Genomic DNA, 21572 nt, shown 5'->3' on the forward strand with positions numbered 1-21572 from the left:
AGACTGCGTTTATCAGGTCGACAAATCTTAATGTTCGCTTAATCTTCGTCAGGCATACTCTCCTCCAGACCATCGGAGGAGAGTGTGATGAAAACGCGAATGTATGAAAGTCTGACAACCCTGTTCAGTATGCTGATTGTCAGCAGTTTCCTGTATGTCTGGGTTACGACTTACTGATCTCTTTTCAACAGCACCCACGCGCGGGTTCCCGTCGTTCCCACACGGTTTTGCAAAAAGAATTGCCCGTGGTGCAACTGCGTGATGCGGGAGACGATGCTCAATCCCAGCCCGATACCGCCATAGCGGCTGTCCATGCGGACAAACGCTTCACTTAACTCCCCGCATTTACTTTCATCAATTCCCGGCCCTTCGTCTTCGACGGCCATCATCGCGTCGCTTTCCGCATTATTGAGGATAATGGTGATGGTTGACCCTTTCGGACTGTAGCGGTGCGCATTTTCCACAAGATTACGCAACAGCATACGCAGTAGCGTGGCATCGCCGCGCACGGTGGCGTCTGCTGTGCTTTCCGGCAGTTGCAGCGTCTGCTGGCGTGTTTCCAGCATGGTGTTCAGTTCATCGTAAGAGGGCAGGATCACATCATCCAGCAGCTTTACCGACTGGTAATTACCGGATGAGAACGATTGCCCCACGCGCGCTAATTGCAGCAGCTGTGAGACGCTGTCCATCATTTGATCAAGACGCGCAATCAGCGGCGTGACGTTAACATTGTGCGCTTTCGCCAGCAGTTCCAGATGCAGACGCACGCCCGCCAGCGGTGTGCGTAGCTCGTGGGCGACGTCGGCGGTGAACAGGCGTTCATTCTCCAGCGTTGTCGTCAGGCGAGTGACCAGTTGGTTAAGCGCCGAGACAACGGCTTCAATTTCAATCGTCGAGCTGTGAATGTCGATAGGCGTCAGGTTATCGGCCGTGCGGGCTTCCAGCTCTTTTTGCAGGTCGGCAAGCGGGCGGGTGATGCGCCGGACGGCCTGATAGCAGATCAGCAGCGTCAGGCTGACCATAAACACGGCGGGAACGATCAGGCTGGCGACCGCTTCGCGAACCTCATGCCTGATGTGCCGATCGTTATTCCTGTCCTCCAGCAGCGCCTGCTCGAAAAGCTCAATCTGCTCGGTGCTCTCGTGCCATAGCCAGAAGGTGCTGATCAGTTGCAGCACCAGCAGGATAGAGCCAATGGTCAGCATCAGACGCTGACGAAGGGTCATCGGTCTGTGCAGAAAACGCGTAAGGTTCACTTAGTTTTCCTCAACGGCAACCAGCATATAACCAAACCCGCGCACCGTGCGGATACGTGATTTCCCCACTTTGTCGCGTAGGTTGTGAATATGCACTTCCAGGGTATTGGTTGACGGTTCGTTATCCCAGTTATAGATGTCGTTATACAAGATTTCACGGTGTACCGGGCTGCCTGCTTTGAGCATCAGCCGCGACAGCAGCGCATACTCTTTGGGCGTTAAGATAAGCTCTTGCCCGGCCAGCCACACCTGACGACGCCCCAGATTCAGCATCAGATTGCCGACGGTCAATTCGCTTTCACCCTGATTGTGATGACGGCGCAGCAGCGCGCGAATACGCGCATGTAACTCCTCCAGCGCAAACGGCTTCACCAGATAATCATCCGCCCCGACATCCAGCCCGGTGATGCGGTCGTTGAGCGTGTCGCGGGCGGTGAGGATCAATACCGGAAGGGTGTATTTTTTCTGTCTTATTCGCGTCAGAAAATGCAGACCGTCCTCATCAGGCAACCCAAGATCCAGCACGACCAGGCTGTAATGCCCTGTTTCCAGACAGTGTTCCGCCGCCCGGGCGGTAGAAACGCCGTCGCAGGCGTAACCCTCCGTTTGTGCAGCGAGTATCAGTCCCTGTAATAACAGCGTATCGTCTTCAACAATCAGAATTTTCATTCAGTTAGCCTCCTGCAAGGTTGCAGAATATCGTCTGCGGCCTGGTAGTTCCTGGTCTGTACGCCCGTTAATCCGAGCATGGTTGAGAAAAGATTGTCCTGCGAGAAATCCTCCTGGGCTGCCCGCTTTTGCAAACATGTCAGGTCTGTCCGGTAACGTTTCTGATAATCCTCCGAGAGCCAGAGGAGCATCGGGATATGCTTTTGCGCATCCGGCGCAATGGCGTATGGCAGCCCATGCAAATAGACGCCATTTTCTCCTAAAGATTCACCGTGGTCGGAAAGATAGACCAGGCTGGTGGTGAATTTATCCTGATGCGCTTTTAATATATTGATTGCCTTATCAACAATATAGTCCACGTACAGTACGGTATTATCGTAAGTATTCACTAACTGTTGCTGCGAACAGGTCTGAATTTCATTGGTGTCGCAGGTCGGGGTAAATTGCGCAAACTGCGGCGGATAACGGTGATAATAGGTCGGGCCGTGGCTGCCGATGGTGTGCAGCACAATGACGCCGTCGCCCTGGAGTTTATCGATGTATTCCTCCAGCCCGTGAAAGAGCACTTCGTCGTAACATTCGCCGTTAATGCACTGACCCGGCAATTTCAGCGCGGTCATATCCTGATGCGGCACGCGATCGCAGGCGCCTTTACAGCCGCCGTCGTTATCGTTCCACAGCACGCTAACTCCGGCTCGTTGAATGATGTCCAGCAACCCTTCCTGATGGTGCGCCAGCCCTTCGTTGTAGTGTTTACGCGGCATACCGGAAAACATGCAGGGAACCGAGATCGCCGTTGCGGTGCCGCAGGAGGTGGTGTGCGGGAAGTAGACCACATTATCCTGCGCCAGACGCGGGTTGGTTTGCCGTGAATAGCCAGACAGCGAGAAGTTATCCCCACGCGAGGTTTCGCCGACGATCAGGATGGTCAGATTATGCCGTTTTTCTTTCAGCATCGCGGGATTGCGATGCGCATCTTCGCCAATGCGTACCAAAGGCAGGTTGGCGAGTCGCTCATGTGAATACCACGACCAACTGGCGATCAGGCTGTTCGACGGGCTGAGAGACTTGATCAGTTCTTTGTTATTGCGAAAAAGCGAGGCGTAATCTTTGTAGAAGCAGGCGGCGACCAGCACGATCAGCAGAAGCGAAGCCAGCACGTTGAGGGCGCGATACGCGCCGCTGCGTAATGTCAGAGAGGTCGGTTTGATTTTGATGCTACAGGCGATTACCGCCGCCAGAAGGCCGCTTAATCCCAGCGTAAGCGCCATTTGCGGCGTGACCAGCGCGAACGTTTCTGCCGGTGTGGTATCCATCATGTTGGCGATCATGGAGCGGTCCATGACGATGCCGTAGGTCATGATGAAGTATTGCGCGGCGGCGCCCGTCAGAATAAAGAGGCAGGCCAGCGGGCGGTTAAGCCACAGGAACGACGCCAGCGTCAGTACGATATTGATGACGCTAAACGCGACAAGCGGCATGGATAAAAACACCAGCACGTTGTGCATTGAATCCAGCGGCAGGGCTTGCATCACCTGCTTGTAGAAAGCGATGTTCAGACAGACGGCGATGTAGAATGAAAGGAGTAACAGCCAGGTAATGTGTCCGAGGGTCGGTCTTTTTAAAACGCGCTTCAGCATTATGGTATGTCCATCAACTAAGTGCGCCGATCCTCGCAAAGCAACATTAAGCCAACCTTAAGTTTTTAAGGTTGTGGGGCGACCTGCGATCGTCGCCACAGGACTGATAAACGTAGCGCCATCGGGGGGTAAACGGCGTATCCGCCATGCTGTAAATAAAGGGAAAAACGGCCCGATGAGATAACCGGGCCGGGCAGGTTATTTCGCGCAGTTCGCGCACTGTTTGCTGACAATCTGCTGGAAGAAATCGTTGCCTTTGTCATCCACCAGGATAAACGCCGGGAAGTCTTCCACTTCGATTTTCCAGATCGCTTCCATCCCCAGTTCCGGGTACTCCACGCACTCCAGATGCTTGATACTCTGCTGCGCCAGCACCGCAGCCGGGCCGCCAATGCTGCCCAGATAGAAGCCGCCGTATTTGTGGCAGGCGTCGGTGACCTGCTGGCTACGGTTGCCTTTCGCCAGCATGATCATGCTGCCGCCGTGAGATTGCAGCAGGTCAACGTAGGAGTCCATGCGTCCTGCGGTGGTTGGCCCCAGGGAGCCGGACGGGTAGCCTGCTGGCGTTTTCGCCGGGCCTGCGTAGTAGATGGGGTGATCTTTAATGTACTGCGGCAGACCTTCGCCGGATTCGATGCGCTCTTTCAGCTTCGCATGGGCGATATCGCGACCGACGATGATGGTGCCGCTCAGCGACAGGCGGGTTGATACCGGGTACTGTGAAAGCTGGGCGAGGATCTCTTTCATCGGCCGGTTGAGGTCAACTTTCACCACTTCGCCTTCACCGGCCTGACGCAGGGCTTCCGGGATGTACTGCGCGGGATTGTGTTCCAGTTTTTCGATCCAGATCCCTTCACGGTTGATTTTGGCTTTGATGTTGCGGTCAGCCGAGCAGGAGACGCCCATGCCGACCGGGCAGGACGCGCCGTGACGCGGCAGGCGGATTACCCGGATATCGTGCGCGAAGTATTTACCGCCAAACTGTGCGCCGAGGCCGAGCTTCTGCGCCTCTTCCAGCAGTTCCTGTTCCAGTTGAATATCGCGGAAGGCCTGGCCGTGTTCGTTACCTTCAGTCGGCAGACCGTCGTAATAATGCGCACTGGCCAGCTTCACGGTTTTCAGCGTGCTTTCCGCCGATGTCCCGCCAATCACAAACGCGATGTGGTACGGCGGGCAGGCTGCGGTGCCCAGGGTGCGCATTTTCTCAACGAGGAAGTTTTTCAGCTTGCCGGGCGTTAGCAGCGCTTTGGTTTCCTGATACAGATAGGTTTTGTTCGCCGAGCCGCCGCCTTTTGCCACGCAGAGGAACTTGTATTCGTCGCCATCAACCGTGTAGAGGTCGATTTGCGCGGGCAGGTTGGTGCCGGTGTTGACCTCTTTGTACATATCCAGCGCGGCGTTCTGCGAATAGCGCAGGTTGTCTTCGATATAGGTGTTGAACACGCCTTTGGAGAGCGCGGCTTCATCGCCGCCGCCCGTCCAGACGCGCTGGCCCTTTTTACCGACGATAATCGCCGTGCCGGTATCCTGGCAGGTCGGCAGAACGCCTTTAGCGGCAATTTCGGAGTTGCGTAAAAATTGCAGCGCGACGTACTTATCGTTTTCGCTGGCTTCGGGGTCATGGAGAATGGAGGCGACTTGTTGCTGGTGCTCCGGGCGGAGCATAAAGGAGGCATCGTGGAAGGCTTGCTGGGCCAGGAGTGTCAGGGCCTGTGGCTCAACCTTCAGTATCGACTCTCCTTCAAATTCGCCAACGCTAACGTGATCGGAGGTCAGGAGATAATACTCCGTTTTGTCTTCCCCCATCGGGAAAGGCGCCTGATATATAAATTCTTTATTCGACATATGCTTCCAGCCTTTTTAATTATCCTGAATTATTTGAATTGTATAGATGGCGTGCCGCGCGATAACGGGCGGCACGCAAGGTGCTGTTACAGGAACCCGTACATGGCGGCGAAGATCCAGCCAAATACACAGGAGACGCTTACGCCAATCAAACCGGGCAGAATAAAGCTGTGGTTAATGACGAAGCGACCAATGTGGGTGGTGCCGGAACGGTCGAACTGAATCGCGGCCAGATCGCTCGGGTAGGTCGGCAGAATGTAGTAGCCATAGCACGCTGGTGCTGACGCCACGATGTAAGCCGGGTCTACGCCGATAGCCAGTGCCAACGGAACAATCGCCGCCAGCGCCGCCGCCTGGGAGTTTACAAACTTGGAGACCAGCAGCAGAACAATTGCATAGGCCCACGGATACTCTTTCACCATTTCGCCCAGCACGCTTTCGATTTCAGTCATGTGCGCGCCGAACATGGTTTCCGCCATCCAGGCAATACCGTACACCGCCACAATCGCGATCATACCTGAACGGAAGACTTCATTTTTTGAGATAGAAGCAGGATTGGTTTTTGTCAGGATAATAATCAGCGCGCCGGTCAGCAGCATGAACATCTGAATGACCAGCACCATCGACAGCGGTTTGCCGCCGAAGACCGGACGCAGTTCAGAGAAGGCGCCTAACAGAGCGACAACGGCGATGGCCGACAGGAAGATCCACATGGCCAGCCAGTTGCTTTTCGGCAGTTTTTTATCCAGCAGCGTGGCGGTGTCGCCATACACGTAGTGGTAGTTTTCCGGGACGGAGATGAACTTCTGGAACTCTTCGTCTTTATCCAGATCTTTACCACGGAACCAGCTGAAAATACCGATAGCCAGGATACCCAGCAGGGTCGATGGAATGGTGATGGAGAGCAGGTCAAGGAACTCCAGATGCTTACCGTTAAAGGTGAAGTTACCCAGCATCGCGACCAGCGAAACGACCGCCACAGAAACCGGGCTGGCGATGATCCCCATCTGCGCGCCGATAGAACTGGCTGCCATAGGACGTTCCGGGCGAATATTGTTCTTAATCGCGACGTCGTAGATGATGGGCAGAATGGTGTACACCACATGGCCCGTACCGCACAGGATGGTCAGCGTGCAGGTTACAAACGGGGCGACGATGGAGACGTATTTGGGGTTGCGACGCAGCAGCTTCTCGGCAATCTGCAACATCACATCCAGGCCGCCGGAGGCCTGTAGCGTGGCGGAGGCGGCGACCACGGCGATGATCACCAGCATCACGTCGACGGGCGGTTTACCCGGCTGGAGGTGGAAAACAAAGACCAGAATGACCAGACCGATACCGCCTAATAAACCCAGCGCGATACCGCCTTTTCTGGCGCCATAAAACAAACACACTAATATTATGATAAGTTGTATACTAAATAACATTTATCTACCCTCGCGATAAACCTGTTTAATTTTTGATAAATAGATCACAGTCATGTTCTGTTTTTTGTGAATTGTCCTCAGAGCCTGACGAATATTCGCTTTGTCTGTATTGATGATTAATCTCTAAACATGAAATAAGAATTTTTCAGTAAATCATGAGTCATTCTTGGCTTCTGTTTATGGCGTATTCAGAGAACGAAGCTCCCTGGCGATGGGCTGGTTGACAAAGAAGAGCAGGGCAGGTTGTGTGTTTTGTATTCTATGTTACTGAATTTCAGGAACATATCGTCTGCTCACAAAAATAGCGTTATTTTAATTTTTTTTATGTGTCCGGTGAATCCCAGACTACTCCTTTATAGTTAAAAATACACACTCTACGAGTCACATAATACTTAATTAACTTTTGTTACCGTTTTTGAAATTAAAAACAATGTGACGCTTCTGAATAATAAGCTGATGAATTAAAACATATTTGTGTTCATATTTGATCTGGCACAAATTCTCTATTTTTGAGGGTGTAACTTGTGCCTTTGTTATTTTTCATTATTGTAATAATTGTTACCTTTATATAACGCATAATGCGAAGCGGCTTCTTTTCTACTGGCAATATTGCTTAAGTAAAGAATAATGTTCGGCCTGAATACGATAACGGTAAACCGGTCTGCCGGTCACGCCATAATGGATGCTGGTAAACAGAATATGGCAATTGACCAGCCAGATAAGATATTTACGGCAGGAAACGCGGGAAATATTGACCTCATTCGCCAGCTCGTCAGTTGAAAATTCCTGGTCCTGGTGCGCATCGATCCACTGACACAGGGTGCGCAGCGTTTGCGGCGTCAGCCCTTTAGGCAGGCGTCGGGTATCCGGCTCATTGGATGAACTGCCGTGAATCAGCCGATCCAGCTCTGATTGTTCATAATACTGGTGCTTCTCCATCGCCGTTTTCTTTTGCAGCCAGCCGGTCAGCGCCTCTTCAAAGCGGGAAGCCTGAAACGGTTTGATCAAATAATCGACCACGCCGTAATGGAGCGAATCTTTGATGGTGGTGGCGTCGGCGGCGGAGGAGATAACGATGACGTCACATTTGCATCCGGCGCTGTGCAGGACGGGCAGCAGGTCCAGCCCGTTCTCCTTCTGCATGTAAATATCCAGTAAAATCAGATCAATATGGTTTTCGCCATCGAAGATAAACGCTTTTGCTTTCTCCAGCGTAGACGCGGTGCCGCAGCAGTGAAAGCCAGCGATCTGCGCAACATAGCGGCGGTTTAACTCTGCTACCATCGCATCGTCATCGACAATTAAAACATTGATCATATGCTGGTCCTCTCCCCGTCCCAGGGTATTTGAACAAAAAATTGTGTGAAGATCCCGGGTTCCGATTCGACGGTAATATTGCCGCCGATACTCTCAACTTGCTGTTTTACTATCGCCAGACCGACGCCACGCTCCGTTCCTTTTGACGAGACGCCTTTGTCAAAAATTTGCTCTATGCGTTCGGGGTCAATTCCCGGCCCGTCATCGTTGACTTCACAATGCAGCCAGCCATGCCGATAATGCAAGGATACGCTGATTTCACCGCCGGGTTGTTGACCTAGCGCCTCCAGCGCGTTTTCAATTAAATTGCCCAGAATGGTAATCAATACGGTGATTTGATCTTCATTACGGCTGTCCGGTAATCGACTTTCATTGCTAATCACCAGACTGTGCCCTAAATCGGAGGTGCGATTAATCTTACTGAGCAAAAAGCCTGCGATAACGGGCGACTTTATTTTCCCCAACAGTGAGCCGATCTCTTCCTGATAGTTATTAGCCGTCTTAATAATATAATCTTCAAGCTGCTTATAACTCTTCAGATGCAATAATCCCAGAATGACATGTAATTTGTTCATAAATTCGTGGGATCGTTCACGGAGTGCATCCGCGTAGTTGACCATTCCGTCCAGACGCTGCATGAGCTGGCGGACTTCTGTTTTGTCCCTGAACGTGGAGATCGCGCCGATGATTTTTCCATTGCTGCGTACCGGAACGGTGTTGATAAGCAGCAGACGATCTTTAACGGTAATCTCTTCATCCCGGCGCGGCGTACCGTCGCGGAGCACGTCGTTCAGATTCACTACCTGCGACCAGGCGTGGCTAAGCGAGGATAAGTGCGCGTCATCCTGCGATTTGCGGTAATCAAGAAGTTCCTGCGCCGCCTGGTTGATTAATGTCACCTCGCCGCTGTCGTCAACGGCGACTACCCCCTCTTTGATGGATTGCAGCATCGCCTGGCGCTGCTCAAACAGCGTGGAAATTTCATACGGCTCCAGGCCGAACAGGATGCGTTTGAGCACCTTCACCAGCACGTAAGTGCCCAGCAGCCCCACCAGCGCGCCGAACAGAATCGACCAGATGATGCTCCAGCGGCTGTTGTTGATCTGCTCCGTTACTCTGCTGAGCTCAAGGCCAATCGCCACGACGCCGATCTGCTGATGATTGTCGTCATAAATGGGCGTGAAAACCCGCAGCGCTTTGGCAAGAAAACCGCGATTGATGGCGACGTTTTCATGCCCCTGTAGCGCCAGCAGGATGTCGTCGCCTTTAAACGGCTGGCCGATTCGCTGCGCTTCCGGGTGCGAATAGCGAATGCTTTTCATATCGGTAATTACGATAAATAACATATCGTTGCGTTTGCGAACCGCCTCGGCGATCGCCTGAATGCCGCTCTCTGTCGGCTTTTGCTTCATACGCTGGCGAATTTCCGGGGAGTCCGCCAGCGTACGGGCGACCGCCAGCGCTTTGTCTGCCAGCGCGTCGCGCGTCATGTGGCTGATCTGTGAGAAATAAATCAGATGGACGACGAGCAGCACGGAGAACAACACGGCGCTGACCATCAATATCACGGTCGTGCCGAGTTTCATCTGGCGTTTTCGTCCAGCGCGGCGTTGCAGAGAATGTTTCATCGCGATCCTGAGATTACACATTGTGTGGGTATTATCCCTGATGGGACGGGTAATTCAAAGGAGGTAGGGAAAGACAGGGGCATAAGCACGCTATCGCCCGGCAAACAGGTTAACAACCCGCCGCAATATAATCACCGTTCGCACTGATGGGGATCACCGTCAGAAACAGAATGAGGGCAAACAGTACCAGCGCCAGCCCGCCGATGATGCGGATAACCGGCCCCAGCCAGCGCAGGGGGGAATGGTTCCCGGCAAACAGCACCTGGGTCTGGTTGCGTGCGTAACGTACCGCCAGCGACAGCCCCATAATCGACAGCGCCGTGCCGAAGGACATGGTCATGACGGCGGCAATCCCCCAACTGACAATGCCGAGCGCGTTGGAGAACAGTAAAATCATGATTGCCCCGCTACAGGGGCGGGCGCCTGTCGCCAGAATCACGCCGAGGCGTGTTTTCCAGTTGCCGTCGGTGAGTTCTGCGCCCACGCCGTGATGCCCGCAGCCACAGTGTTCGTCGTGGCTGTGCGGCTGGGAGAAACGCGAAAAAATGGGCTTTGGACGCAGGGTTTTTAGCGCCTGGTAGATGATAAATAGCCCGAACGCGCCAATCAGGACGGCGCTGATTTTCTCGACGTACCAGCGGCTGGTGCTGAGATCGCCGGCGGCCAGGTTGAAGCCGACCGCCAGAATAAACACGAACAGTATGGCGCTGATGCCCTGCATCAGGCTGCCAATAAAGGGCACGACCCGCGCGGCAAGCAGGCTCTCTTTCGTCGTGCTCAGCCAGGTGGTGACGATAAATTTCCCATGCCCTGGCCCAATCGCATGCAGTACGCCATAGAAGAACGCGCCGGTCAGCAGCCATAGCCCGCCGGTGTACTGGTGGTTATTGAGTTGCAGCAAATACATGACCAGATAGCGGTGCAGGGTGATCTGGGCGGCGAGACACCACTGGATAAACGCTTCCCAATGGCTGTGCACGGTGAAACCTGCCCACAGCAGCGTCAACATCAGGAGTCCTGCCAGCGGTAAACGCAGGGAGGGAAGCTGTTTTGGTGCGATCATGATTCCGCCTGGTAATGAGTTTTGCGGAAAGTATAGCCTGAGGAAAGCGATTCTCCGCAGAATTGTCAGCCGGATAAGGCGAAGCCGTTATCCGGCATTTCCCGGTTAAGGCGCGAGGAAGATCTGCGGCCCGCCGCTTGTCGGGTGTGTTCCGACGTGAACTTCCGCGCCGTACCAGCGGGTTAGCGTACCGGCTTGCAGAACCTCGGCGGGTGCGCCTTCGGAAACGATGTTGCCGCCATGCAGCAGCACGATTCGATCCGCCCACAGGGCCGCCAGGTTGAGATCGTGCAGCACGATGCAAACATGCAGATGGCCCTTACGGGTCAGCGTTTTCAGCAACCGCAGTAAATGCTGCTGATGGAACAGATCCAGCGCGGAGGTGGGCTCATCAAGAAAAAGCCAGCCGCGTGGGGAGCCGTCGCACCATAGCTGCGCCAGCGCGCGCGCCAGCTGTACGCGCTGCTGTTCGCCGCCGGACAAGGAGGCGTAGCGTCTTCCCGCCAGCGGCAAACATTCGGTAAGCTGCATTACCTGATGGATCACCGCCGCTTCGGGCTGCTGCGTCCAGGGCATTCGCCCCATGCCGATTACGGCCTCAACGGGCCAGTCAAACCCCATTCGCGTTTGCTGAAGCATGACCGCGCGGTAGCGGGACAGCGTCTGCGCAGGCCATTGCTCAAGCGGTTTGCCAGCCAGCAGGCAACGCCCGTCTGCCGGAGTGAGATAACCGGTGAGCAGCCTTAACAGCGTCGATTTCCCGGCACCGTTGGGGCCAATTAATGCCAGCAGTTCTCCCTGGGTCAGGGAGAGCGAGATATCGCGAATAATCGTTCTGCCCGCAGCGGCGTAGCTGACGCTGTCAGCGAGAAAACGTTCAGCCATACTGACCTCCCCGGCGGAAAATAAGCCACAGGAACCACGGCGCGCCCAGAATACTGGTCAGCAGCCCGACCGGCATTTCAGCCGGGGCAACCAGCGTTCGGGCGATGGTATCGGCAATCAGCAGCAGAAAGGCGCCCGCCAGCACGGAGCCGGGGATCACCGCACGATGGTCCGCCCCTAGCCACATCCGTATCAGATGCGGCACGACCAGACCGATAAAACCGATCACGCCGCTGACGGCGACAGCCGCCGCCACCAGCAACGCGCTACAGATCAACAGGATTCGCTGAACAACCCGGACATCGACGCCCAGGTAATGCGCCTCTTCCTCTCCCAGTTGCAGCAGGTTAAGCGCGCCAGCAAGACGCCAGATGAGAAATACCGTTGGGATCATCAAAGAGGCGACCGCCAGCAACGTTGACCACTGCGCCTGGCCAAGGCTGCCCATTCCCCATAGCGAGAGCTGGCGTAGCTGGGTGTCATTGCTGATCCACGACAACACGCCCACCGCCGCGCCGCATAGCGCATTAATGGCGATGCCGACCAGCAGCAGCCGGGAGAGCGAACTGTCCCGCTGTCGGCTGAGCAGGAAAATAACGACCGTTGCGATGAGCGCGCCAATGAATGCCGCCAGCATCGGCGCATACAGCATAATCAGGGGAGGCAGCGTGAGCGGAAGGACAACCCACAGCGCAACGGCTAACGCCGCGCCGCTGCTGATGCCGAGCAGTCCCGGATCGGCGAGGGGGTTGCGAAAGAGCCCCTGCATCACGCACCCGGCCAGCGCCAGCGAGCCGCCAATCACCAGCGCGAGCAGTACCCGGGGCAGACGAATGTTGAACCAGATCTGGCGTAACGCGTCGTCGCCGTCATGCCAGAGCAGGCTGAGCGGCAGGCGTAATGCGCCAAAACCGCTTGCCACGACCGTCACCACTGCCAGCATCAGCGCCAGCGTATACAGAGAAAGCGTGATCCGCCGTGGCATCAGGGCAATGACTCCGCTTTCGCGCGTAGCTGCTGAATCGCCTGAGGCGTACGCACGCTAAAACCGAGCAGCGCCATATCATCGACCGCGAACACCTGCTTATTGCGCCCGGCAGGGGTCTGCGCCAGTCCAGGTAACTTCCAGAGATTCTCTTCGCCGCCCATCGCCGTTAATCCCTCCTGGGGAATCACCACCAGATCGGGCTGGCTGGCGATCACGCCTTCCTGTGAGAGCGGCTGATAGCGGGAGACGCCCTGCATCGCATTTTGTAGCCCTGCCGCGCGAATGGCGGCATCCGCTCCCGTTTGCTGTCCGGCGGCCATCGCGCTCATTCCACCGTGGTTAAGAATAAACAGCACCCGCTTATTGAGCGGCGTGGTCGGCAGCGCGGAAATCTCTTTATTCAGCGTCTGGCGCAGCGCCTCGCCTTCAGCCACCCGGTCGGTGGCGTTGGCGATGACCTGCACTTTCTCGTCGATGACGCGCAGGTCGTTGCGGCTCGGTACGGTAATGACCCGAACATGACTTTGCTCGACCTGTTTGAGTACCAGCGAGGGCTGAGCCTGGCTGCTTGCCAGCACAAGATCGGGACGCGTGGCGAGGATACCTTCGGCATTTAGCTGGCGCAGATACCCCACATCCGGCAGGGCAGTGACCTCCGGCGGCCACTGGCTGGTGCTGTCGCGGGCGACCAGCGAAGACTGTGCGCCGAGCGCGTACACGATCTCGGTGACATCTCCGCCGAGCGCGACGATCTTATCCTGTTTTGCGGCAAGAACCGTCAGCGGCAGGGCGGCAATCAGGGCAAGCAGTTTTTTCATGCCGCCAGCCCTTTTGGCATCAGCGCCTCAATCTGTTTGCGCCACTGTGTCTGTTCTGGTTCGCCTTCCGTACGCTGACCGTAAAGCTGAGCGATTTGCGTGCCGTCATGCGCAAAGAGTTCCAGACTGGTGACGTGGCCGTCTGCGGTAGGTTTGCGGGTTATCCAGGTTTCGGCAATCGTCTCTTCCAGCAGGTGCAGCGTAAATGTCGGGTTGAAAATATTCAGCCAGCCTTTCATCGGCACGACTTTTTCGACCACGCCGGTGAAAATTTGCACGCAGCCTCTGTTGCCGACGAACACCATGATTTCATTGCCGTCTTTAAGGGCGGCGTCGAGGAGCTGCGCCAGCGCGCTGTTCGGCACCTTGCAGGCCAGATCGTCAGCGACCCGTTCAAAAGCCTGCTGGCGGGTCAGGTTATGGCGCTTGAGCAGCGTGAAGAACTGGTGAACGTCGGTCATCGCGCGCCACTCTCTGTCAACGGTCACGGCATCGGCAACCGTTTCGTTAACAGGGGTTTCAGCCGCTTTCAGCGCCAGCGGCGCATTCTCGGTCACGATAAAATGTTGCAGAAGCTCGTTCCAGGCGGCGGTGTCGGTGTTGTCCGTGGCATACACCTTCAGGAGCGCATCGCCCTGATGATCAAAGAACTGAATGCTCTGGCGCTCGCCACGGGCGGTCGCTTCCTTAATGTGGAACACGCTGGCCCATTGATTTAAAAATAAGCGCAGATCGAGCGCGCGTGGGTTCAGCACCAGCCCGGCGTGACCGCTCAGGTGTTGATTGGTGAATGCGCCGACCTGCTCGTGTACCGCATACTCGTTGCGGCAGATGCATTTTGTTTCGCCAACGGATTCCAGCGCCGCGAAAATTTCACGCGTGTCGCCGCGCAGCCGCCATGCGTCATGACCGACGCGGGCAAACGTCAGCTCCGCCTCGCTGATCCCCAGTAAACCAGCGATGTCACGCGCGTACTTACCAGGATGTTGTTCTTTTAGCTCAAGCCAGCGTGTGTAGTGGTTCATTGTCTCTTCCTTCCAGTGTTTGCCCCGGCGAACCGGGGCGGGTGATTACCATTGATAGCTCACGAAAATCTTGCCGTTGCGCCCGTCCTGCGGGATGCCCTGCGGCGACCAGTACTCTTTATCGAAGGCGTTACCCAACACCAGCGTGGTGGTCATGCCTTTCAGCGCCTGCTGTCCCTGGTAGCTAACGTAAAAGTCGTTGACGGCATAACCCGGCTGTTTGCTGTATTCGCTGCTGATATGCGTTGAGCGATCGGCAAACGTTCCTACCCAGCCAACGGAGAAGCCGCTCTGCGCGACGGGAATATTCAGCTTGCTGGTGACGGTATCCGGGTTAATGCTGGAGATATACTCTCCGGTATCCTTGTCTTTCCCACGGGTGCGGTTGTAGGCCACGTCGAGGCTGAACAGATCAGCGGTATATTTCGTCATCACATCCCAGCCCCAGATTTTGGCGTTCGGGACGTTGTAAGACATGGTGGTCGCGGCGGCGAAATCGACGGTCGTGGAGATGTAATCTTTTGCTTTGGTATCAAAGTAGCTGGCTTTGAACTCCAGCGCATCGTTGGACAGCATCAGATTGTCGAAACGCAGACCAAAACCGTACTCCTGCGTTTCGTTGGTTTCCGGGCGCAGGTTAGGGTTTGGCACCCAGTAGTTAGTGTAGAAGCTGCCAATGGAGAAGTGTTTTGCATCGTTATACATTTCACCCATTGTCGGCGCGCGGAATGCCTGGGCGTAAGAGCCAAACAGCATCAGCCAGTCCGTCGGGCTGACGGTTAACCCGGCGCGAGATGACCATTTATCGGCATCAACATCGTCATAGCCGTCGCTGCTGCCGCGGTAGTTGTCGTAACGCGTGCCGCCCAGCAGGGTGACGGGCAGGTCGCGAAGGGTGATTTCATCCTGCAACCAGCCGGAGCTGAAGTCGATTTTTGCTTCCGGGAAGCCGGTTGTCACGCCGCCGGGTTTTTGCTCCTGACGGTAATACTCTCCGCCATACGTCAGCAGGTGAGAGGCGAAAGCGTCGCTGAAGAGACGCGTGCGGTTTTCAACTTTTCCGCCTTTGGTGGTTTGTTTGCGAAATTCGCCCGTGTTATCGACGTTCTGGGCGTTGATGCGCGCTTCAGACCAGTACACTTTAGCATCGGCATTCAGCCAGTCGTTGCCCTGCGGCGCGATCCTGTAAGAGAGCTGCATGTCGCGCTGGATGGTCGAGCGATCCACAAGAGGGTTGCTGGTGGAGGCATCAATCGTTTGCGGGTTCTTTGGCTCTTGCGCGTCGTTGTTGTAGTAACGTAATGACCCACTCAGCGCCTGCGCATCGTTAATATACCAGGTGCCTTTTGCCAGCATGTTATTGATCGATTCATCATTTGGCGCCGTGGAGCCGTCGCCCTGGCGCAGGTCGCCACGATCGCGGCTGGACCACGCCACCAGTCCATCAAGGTTATCGGTTCGGCCAAAGGCGCTGGCGCCCATTCCCAGACTGTGATCGCCGGTGCCGCCAGTGCCAAAGACGCGGAAACCGCTGTTCTGGCCTTCCTGAAGCAGATCTTTCGCATCGGCAGTTTCATAAGAGATCACGCCGCCCAGCGCGCCGCTGCCGTACAGCAGTGCGGAAGGGCCGCGAACGATCTCAATACGTTTGATCAACGCCGGATCGAGGAAGGTGCTGTTGAGGTGCCCGGTATCGGTTCCCTGACGAACGCCATCTACCAGAATCAGTACGCCGCGACGGTCATAGCCACGCATACTGATATCCTGGCCGTTGGTTCGCCCGCTTCCGCTCAGGGTGATCCCTGGAACAGGACGCAGCAGATCGGCTGCCGAGCTGGCGGTCTGGTTTTCGGGATCGGACGTATCGATAACGCTCACCATCATGGGGGCTTCAAAGGTGCTGCGCGCATTACCGGTCGCAGTGACGGTGATATCGTCTGTGGTCGCGTAAGCCGCTCCTGGCAGGGTGCTAACGATTGCCAGCGCCAGCAGAGATGGGCGCAAAGAGGCAGATTGCAGGCGTAACATAACAACTCTCCATAAGGAAATTGAAAAGTGCTGGCTGCCTGGGGGGAGACCTGGGTGGCTGGCGAAATTGGTTATTTATTTAGTCAGGATCAGTTTCCCGGATTGCGTCTGGCGGAGCAGATAATGTTCACCCTTATGCTCAATCAGTACCCAGCCTTCTTCACCGAGCAATACTTTGCTGTCTATCTGGCGTTTGGTGCCTGAAGGAGAAAGCGGAGCGTTGTTTTTTATTATTGCAGCCATAGTGTTATGCATAGCGGGCGCATCCGTTATGAAAATGATAATAAACATGATAACAAGAATGATTATCATCAAGATCAATTTTTGCATCAAGCGTTTTTTCGTAAAATAGCGTCTGGATCAACTTTGGTGAGAAAAGCGGTGATATTGAGGGGTACGGCAAGTAAAAACCCGCAAAATGGCGGGTTTTTTATCTCGTTACATCGTGATTCACAACGGACTTTATTTTTTCTCCAGCGCTTCCCAGAGACCTGACAGGTAAGTGACGCCGAGCGCGCGGTCGTAAAGACCATAGCCTGGGCGTCCCGTTTCTCCCCAGATAAAGCGACCGTGATCCGGGCGGATGTAGCCATCAAAGCCGTTATCGTGGAGCGCCTGCATTACGCGGTACATGTCCAGCGAACCGTACTGCGAAGGGTGGGCCGACTCGTAGAAGTCTTTATCTTTGATCAGCTTAATGTTGCGTACGTGCGCAAAATGGAGGCGCTTGCGACGCGTGAATTCAGCCAGGATTTCATAGACGTTATTTTCTGGATCTTCAGCGATCGAACCGGTACAGAGGGTGATGCCATTCGCCGGAGAGTCAACGGCATCGCAAATCATCGCCAGGTCGGCGTGGTTTTTGACCACGCGCGGAAGGCCGAAAATAGAATACGGCGGATCGTCCGGGTGAATGGCCATTTTCACGCCCACTTCTTCGCACACGGGAATAATCTCCCGGAGGAAATAAAACAGGTTTTCCCGCAGCTTGTCGTCATCCACTCCACTGTAGCGCGCGAATAATTCCTGCACTTTAGCCAGGCGCTCAGGTTCCCATCCCGGTAATGCGAAACCGTTGGAGTTATCCAGAACCTCTTTTACGACCTCTTCCAGCGTCTTATCAATGCCATGTTTTTCAAAGGCCATCGTCAGAGAACCATCCGGCAGGACGTAGTTCATGTCCGTTTTCATCCAGTCGAAGACCGGCATGAAGTTATAACAGATGACCTTTATGCCAAAGCCCGCCAGGTTGCGGATCGTCTGCTTGTAATTCTCAATATAGCGATCGCGTTCCGGGGTGCCGATTTTGATGTCATCGTGGATATTGACGCTTTCGATGACTTCCATCTTCAGGCCCGCAGCGTGCGCCTGCTCAACCAGCGCCTTAATTTTTTCAACCGGCCACACTTCTCCAGGGGCGACATCATAGAGCGCCCCGACGACGCCTTCTACACCCGGCACCTGGCGAATGTATTCCAACGGGATTTTGTCTTCCTGTGGCCCAAACCAGCGCATTGTCATCTGCATTCTTTGTCCGCCTTTCTTATCTTATTGCGTATTTCGTATATTTGACTTCATACCATACTAGTATTGACTAGCATATTCAGTAATGACAATTTGATCAACCTTACCGTAGAAAAAAGATTAAATGCCGCCAGGAATATACATTTCCGTTAAGGGGAAGCTTTTACTGGAAAGCTTATTTCCGGTAAGTGTTTTAATTTTGTAAAATATAATGATCAGTTTGTTCTTATTTGTCGTTTATCGTGAAAATAGCCGCTATCGCACAGGGATTAATACACGCCATTACGACTGAAAGTGATTTTTTTATTGAAAGTTGCATAACATGATTTAAGTCACAAATTTCTTAATTACACTTGTATGGTAGTAGACTTTAAATGGGCGGGAGGGGTAATGTCGGGGCTATTAAGTACCTGTCATACACCGATTTTAGCCTCAACCTGGGGACGTTTTAGCAAAAGCCATCCCCTTGTGCGGAGTAATTATGTCCATGATAAATAAAAGTTTTATGATAAATAACGAACCGGGTCAGCGGTTGTATTCTGAGCTGGCTAAGACGTTACCTATTATTGACTATCACTGCCATCTTGAAGCGAAAGCGATTTGGGAAAACAAACCTTTTGCCGATATTACCCAGCTTTGGCTGGAAGGGGACCATTATAAATGGCGGGCGATGCGCGCCAATGGCATACCCGAGCGGAAAATTACCGGCGATGCCTCTTCAGAGGAAAAATTTGAAGCGTGGGCGCAAACCGTTGAGGCCAGTTTTGGTAATCCGCTGTATCACTGGACTCATCTTGAACTGAAATATTATTTCGCGATTGAGGAAACGCTAAACAGTAAGAACTGGCGCACGATTATGGCGCAGTGTAATGAACAATTACGTCGCGATGATTTTTTACCGCAGGCGTTAATTACCCGTTCAAATGTTGAAGCGCTTTGCACAACCGATGGGCCGCTTGACGATCTGGAATATCATCAGCGACTGGCGGAAAAGCGTGATTTTTCAACGCTCGTGCTGCCGACCTTCCGTCCCGATGAACTGTTTGAAACGCATCCCGATCGTTTCCTGACGTTTGTTTCCCGCCTGTCGCAGAAAACCGGAAAAACCATTACCACTCTGAATGAGTTTCTCGCGGCGCTTGAAGCGCGCGTCGATTTTTTCCACAGCACGGGTTGCCGGGTGTCGGATCATGGGCCGCTGGCCGTTCGTTTTCGCCCGCTTGATGCTGCCGGGCAGGCCGCGCTGTTCCTGCGCCGACTGGCAGGTGATGCGCTGACTGAAGATGAACTTCAGGCCTGGGATAGCCTTATTTTTGTCGCCTTAGCCAAAATGTACAAACAGCGCGACTGGGCAATGCAGATTCACTTTGGCGCGATTCGCAACAACAACACGCCAATGTTCGAAAAAATCGGCATTAACTGTGGCTTTGATTCCATTGGCGATCAGACGCACCTTGCGGAAAGCCTGAATGGTCTGCTGAACGCAATGGCGGAAAACAACGGTCTGCCGAAAACGATCCTCTATAACCTCAACGCCAGCTATAACGATGTGGTTGCCTCCACCATCGCTAATTTCCAGAGCGGTGAAGATGGTGTGAAATCCCCGCTGCAATTTGGCTCCGGCTGGTGGTTTAACGATACGCGACGCGGCATGGTGAATCAGCTCAATGCGCTTGCCGATCAGGGATTACTCTCTAACTTTATTGGTATGCTGACGGATTCCCGTAGCTTTGTCTCCTATACCCGACACGATTATTTCCGCCGAATCCTCTGTGATTTGATTGGCGGGTGGGTCGAAAGAGGGGAAGTGCCGGAGGACGATGCGATCCTCAATAACATGATTCGTGGCATCTGCGTGGATAACGCCCGCCGCTATTTCCGTTTTCGATAAGACTGATGCAGGAATAAACGATGACCCGTAAGAACAGAAAAGTCACCATTCCCGTCAGTATCGGCTACGGCCTGACGGATATCATGGGGGGCGGCGCATTTACCGTTATCGGTGCCTGGCTGCTTTTCTTCTATACCACCTTTGTTGGTCTGTCGCCGATTGAAGCGGCATCTATTGTGGCGATCGCGCGTATTGTCGATGCGATCGTGAGCCTGTTTATGGGCAGCTTCACGGACCATTTCTATAAGCATTATTTGGGCAAGAAATTTGGCCGCCGCCGTTTCTTCCTGCTCATTGGCGCGCCACTCATGCTGGTTTACATCCTGTTATGGATGAACGGCATGAACTTCTGGTTCTATCTCGCTGTGTACCTGGCCTTTGAGATTATCGCCGCTATGGTACTGATCCCGTGGGAAACGCTGCCGTCTGAGATGACCAAAGACTTCAATGACCGTACCAAACTGTCAACGTGCCGCATGTTCCTGTCGGCATCCGGGACGTTCCTTGCCACCTTTATTCCGGGCCTGCTGATCGGCTGGCTGGGTGAAAACAACGCGGATGCGTATCTGATCAACGGCGTTGTATTTGCCGTGCTGTTTACGGTCTGTGTGTTTATCTCCTGGAAAGTGACCTGGGAACGTGAACTGACGCCGGAAATGCTGGCGGAAATGGAAAAAGAGCGTCAGCCGATGACCGCTGGCGAAAAACTGGCGGCGTTTGGCAACCTGTTCAAAGAGTATGCCTCAACGTTAAAAGTGCGCGCGTTTCGTAAACATCTGGCGATCTATCTCTTCTCCTTTACCGCCAAGGATGTCTACAACACCGTATTCGTCTTTTTCTGCGTCTACTGCCTGAATGTTTCATCCTCGCTGGCGGGAACATTGCTATCGATGAGTATCGTCGGCTTGCCGGTCACGCTGGCGGCGGGCGTGGCGATTATTAAATATGGCCCTTCTCGCCTCTATGTCTTCTCCTACAGCCTGATGATGCTGTGCCTGGGCGGGTTCTTCCTGGTTTACCAGTTCCCGACCGACAACAAAATCGTATTGTTGGTGATTCTCGCCGGGGTTTACCAGGTCGGGCGCTGCATTCTGGAGTTCACGCCGTGGAACGTGTTCCCATTCATCCCGGACATTGACGAAATGATCACCCGTCAGCGCCGTGAAGGACTGTTTGCCGCCGTCATGACGTTCTCCCGTAAGACAACGGTAGCTATTGCGACCTTTGCCGTGGGCCTGCTTCTGCAAAGCGGCGGCTTCGTGAAAGGCAGCCAGACGCAGCCGCAGGAAGCGATCACGACTATTGCCATGCTGCTGTTCGTTGGTACGGCCGGGCTTCTGATCATTGCACTGTGGCAAGCGCTGACCTTCCATCTGAATAAGCGCACGCACAAAATTTTCGTGGACGAAATTGAACGCCTCAAAGCGGACGGTCTTAAACAGGATGTGACGCCGGAAGCCCGCCATATTGTGGAAGACCTGACGGGCTACAGCTATGACTCGCTCTGGTGTCAAAGCGCGCCTGAACGGGTAAAGCCCGCTGAACCCACCTCCATACTGAGCTGATAC

18 protein-coding genes are annotated in these 21572 nt (G+C 54.3%); 3 read left to right on the top strand and 15 right to left on the bottom strand.

The window, feature by feature from the left end:
* The first annotated feature begins 87 nt into the window (after positions 1-87).
* Positions 88-177, top strand: coding sequence for an LpxT activity modulator PmrR (gene pmrR / locus OGV67_RS19070; RefSeq protein WP_052194426.1), 90 nt, complete (start codon positions 88-90; stop codon positions 175-177).
* Here pmrR and pmrB read toward each other — a convergent pair.
* From pmrB to uxuA, 15 genes are all read right to left on the bottom strand, one after another.
* Positions 171-1256: a two-component system sensor histidine kinase PmrB gene (gene pmrB, locus OGV67_RS19075; RefSeq protein ID WP_024130816.1), complete on the bottom strand. Its 1086-nt coding sequence runs from the start codon at positions 1254-1256 to the stop codon at positions 171-173. The two genes, pmrR and pmrB, sit on opposite strands and share 7 nt — an antisense overlap.
* On the bottom strand, positions 1257-1925 hold the full coding sequence (pmrA, locus tag OGV67_RS19080; RefSeq protein ID WP_012134524.1) for a two-component system response regulator PmrA: 669 nt from the start codon (positions 1923-1925) through the stop codon (positions 1257-1259).
* Positions 1922-3565, bottom strand: coding sequence for a phosphoethanolamine transferase EptA (gene eptA / locus OGV67_RS19085; RefSeq protein ID WP_115615239.1), 1644 nt, complete (start codon positions 3563-3565; stop codon positions 1922-1924). The genes pmrA and eptA overlap by 4 nt, the downstream gene beginning before the upstream one ends.
* A 198-nt stretch (positions 3566-3763) precedes the next feature.
* Positions 3764-5410 carry a class I fumarate hydratase FumA gene (fumA, locus tag OGV67_RS19090; RefSeq protein ID WP_071257269.1) on the bottom strand — a complete coding sequence of 549 codons (1647 nt, stop codon included), beginning with the start codon at positions 5408-5410 and terminating at the stop codon, positions 3764-3766.
* An 86-nt stretch (positions 5411-5496) separates the two neighbouring features.
* Positions 5497-6837 (bottom strand): anaerobic C4-dicarboxylate transporter DcuB, encoded by a 1341-nt coding sequence (gene dcuB / locus OGV67_RS19095; protein WP_012134520.1) that lies wholly within the window; start codon positions 6835-6837, stop codon positions 5497-5499.
* Positions 6838-7434: 597 nt separating this feature from the next.
* The gene (dcuR, locus tag OGV67_RS19100; RefSeq protein ID WP_049011800.1) at positions 7435-8154 is read right to left on the bottom strand and encodes a two-component system response regulator DcuR; all 720 of its coding nucleotides are present in this window, start codon (positions 8152-8154) and stop codon (positions 7435-7437) included.
* Positions 8151-9782 (bottom strand): sensor histidine kinase, encoded by a 1632-nt coding sequence (locus OGV67_RS19105; RefSeq protein ID WP_047459570.1) that lies wholly within the window; start codon positions 9780-9782, stop codon positions 8151-8153. The genes dcuR and OGV67_RS19105 overlap by 4 nt, the downstream gene beginning before the upstream one ends.
* 109 nt (positions 9783-9891) lie before the next feature.
* Positions 9892-10845: a nickel/cobalt transporter gene (locus OGV67_RS19110; RefSeq protein ID WP_115615238.1), complete on the bottom strand. Its 954-nt coding sequence runs from the start codon at positions 10843-10845 to the stop codon at positions 9892-9894.
* Between the two features lie 105 nt (positions 10846-10950).
* Positions 10951-11730 (bottom strand): heme ABC transporter ATP-binding protein, encoded by a 780-nt coding sequence (locus tag OGV67_RS19115; RefSeq protein ID WP_115615237.1) that lies wholly within the window; start codon positions 11728-11730, stop codon positions 10951-10953.
* Positions 11723-12715 carry a FecCD family ABC transporter permease gene (locus OGV67_RS19120; RefSeq protein ID WP_047459566.1) on the bottom strand — a complete coding sequence of 331 codons (993 nt, stop codon included), beginning with the start codon at positions 12713-12715 and terminating at the stop codon, positions 11723-11725. The genes OGV67_RS19115 and OGV67_RS19120 overlap by 8 nt, the downstream gene beginning before the upstream one ends.
* Positions 12715-13536, bottom strand: a complete 822-nt coding sequence (locus OGV67_RS19125) for a heme/hemin ABC transporter substrate-binding protein (protein ID WP_049011924.1) — start codon at positions 13534-13536, stop codon at positions 12715-12717. Before OGV67_RS19125 ends, OGV67_RS19120 begins: the two co-directional genes overlap by 1 nt.
* Positions 13533-14561: a hematinate-forming heme oxygenase ChuS gene (gene chuS / locus OGV67_RS19130; protein ID WP_115615236.1), complete on the bottom strand. Its 1029-nt coding sequence runs from the start codon at positions 14559-14561 to the stop codon at positions 13533-13535. The genes OGV67_RS19125 and chuS overlap by 4 nt, the downstream gene beginning before the upstream one ends.
* Positions 14562-14606: 45 nt before the next feature.
* On the bottom strand, positions 14607-16589 hold the full coding sequence (locus tag OGV67_RS19135) for a TonB-dependent hemoglobin/transferrin/lactoferrin family receptor (RefSeq protein WP_012134511.1): 1983 nt from the start codon (positions 16587-16589) through the stop codon (positions 14607-14609).
* Between the two features lie 75 nt (positions 16590-16664).
* The gene (gene hemP / locus OGV67_RS19140) at positions 16665-16901 is read right to left on the bottom strand and encodes a hemin uptake protein HemP (RefSeq protein WP_077956852.1); all 237 of its coding nucleotides are present in this window, start codon (positions 16899-16901) and stop codon (positions 16665-16667) included.
* A 150-nt stretch (positions 16902-17051) separates the two neighbouring features.
* Complete coding sequence (gene uxuA, locus OGV67_RS19145; protein ID WP_012134508.1) at positions 17052-18116, bottom strand: mannonate dehydratase; 1065 nt, start codon at positions 18114-18116, stop codon at positions 17052-17054.
* A 478-nt stretch (positions 18117-18594) separates the two neighbouring features.
* Here uxuA and uxaC point away from each other — a divergent pair, with 478 nt between their 5' ends.
* Together uxaC and OGV67_RS19155 are read left to right on the top strand one after the other, a co-directional pair.
* Positions 18595-20004: a glucuronate isomerase gene (gene uxaC / locus OGV67_RS19150; protein WP_049011921.1), complete on the top strand. Its 1410-nt coding sequence runs from the start codon at positions 18595-18597 to the stop codon at positions 20002-20004.
* A gap of 20 nt (positions 20005-20024) precedes the next feature.
* Positions 20025-21569 carry an MFS transporter gene (locus OGV67_RS19155; RefSeq protein ID WP_047459551.1) on the top strand — a complete coding sequence of 515 codons (1545 nt, stop codon included), beginning with the start codon at positions 20025-20027 and terminating at the stop codon, positions 21567-21569.
* The last annotated feature ends 3 nt before the right edge of the window (positions 21570-21572 follow it).

The sequence above is a fragment of the Citrobacter sp. CK188 genome (assembly GCF_030333525.1).
In the GTDB taxonomy this organism is placed as follows: domain Bacteria; phylum Pseudomonadota; class Gammaproteobacteria; order Enterobacterales; family Enterobacteriaceae; genus Citrobacter_B; species Citrobacter_B koseri.

Coding starts and splice junctions, on each gene's coding strand:
- pmrR (WP_052194426.1), top strand. CDS start 88: ATGAAAACGCGAATGTATGAAAGTCTGACAACCCTGTTCAGTATGCTG.
- pmrA (WP_012134524.1), bottom strand. CDS start 1,925: ATGAAAATTCTGATTGTTGAAGACGATACGCTGTTATTACAGGGACTG.
- eptA (WP_115615239.1), bottom strand. CDS start 3,565: ATGCTGAAGCGCGTTTTAAAAAGACCGACCCTCGGACACATTACCTGG.
- fumA (WP_071257269.1), bottom strand. CDS start 5,410: ATGTCGAATAAAGAATTTATATATCAGGCGCCTTTCCCGATGGGGGAA.
- dcuB (WP_012134520.1), bottom strand. CDS start 6,837: ATGTTATTTAGTATACAACTTATCATAATATTAGTGTGTTTGTTTTAT.
- dcuR (WP_049011800.1), bottom strand. CDS start 8,154: ATGATCAATGTTTTAATTGTCGATGACGATGCGATGGTAGCAGAGTTA.
- OGV67_RS19105 (WP_047459570.1), bottom strand. CDS start 9,782: ATGAAACATTCTCTGCAACGCCGCGCTGGACGAAAACGCCAGATGAAA.
- OGV67_RS19110 (WP_115615238.1), bottom strand. CDS start 10,845: ATGATCGCACCAAAACAGCTTCCCTCCCTGCGTTTACCGCTGGCAGGA.
- OGV67_RS19115 (WP_115615237.1), bottom strand. CDS start 11,730: ATGGCTGAACGTTTTCTCGCTGACAGCGTCAGCTACGCCGCTGCGGGC.
- OGV67_RS19120 (WP_047459566.1), bottom strand. CDS start 12,715: ATGCCACGGCGGATCACGCTTTCTCTGTATACGCTGGCGCTGATGCTG.
- OGV67_RS19125 (WP_049011924.1), bottom strand. CDS start 13,536: ATGAAAAAACTGCTTGCCCTGATTGCCGCCCTGCCGCTGACGGTTCTT.
- chuS (WP_115615236.1), bottom strand. CDS start 14,561: ATGAACCACTACACACGCTGGCTTGAGCTAAAAGAACAACATCCTGGT.
- OGV67_RS19135 (WP_012134511.1), bottom strand. CDS start 16,589: ATGTTACGCCTGCAATCTGCCTCTTTGCGCCCATCTCTGCTGGCGCTG.
- hemP (WP_077956852.1), bottom strand. CDS start 16,901: ATGATAATCATTCTTGTTATCATGTTTATTATCATTTTCATAACGGAT.
- uxuA (WP_012134508.1), bottom strand. CDS start 18,116: ATGCAGATGACAATGCGCTGGTTTGGGCCACAGGAAGACAAAATCCCG.
- uxaC (WP_049011921.1), top strand. CDS start 18,595: ATGTCCATGATAAATAAAAGTTTTATGATAAATAACGAACCGGGTCAG.
- OGV67_RS19155 (WP_047459551.1), top strand. CDS start 20,025: ATGACCCGTAAGAACAGAAAAGTCACCATTCCCGTCAGTATCGGCTAC.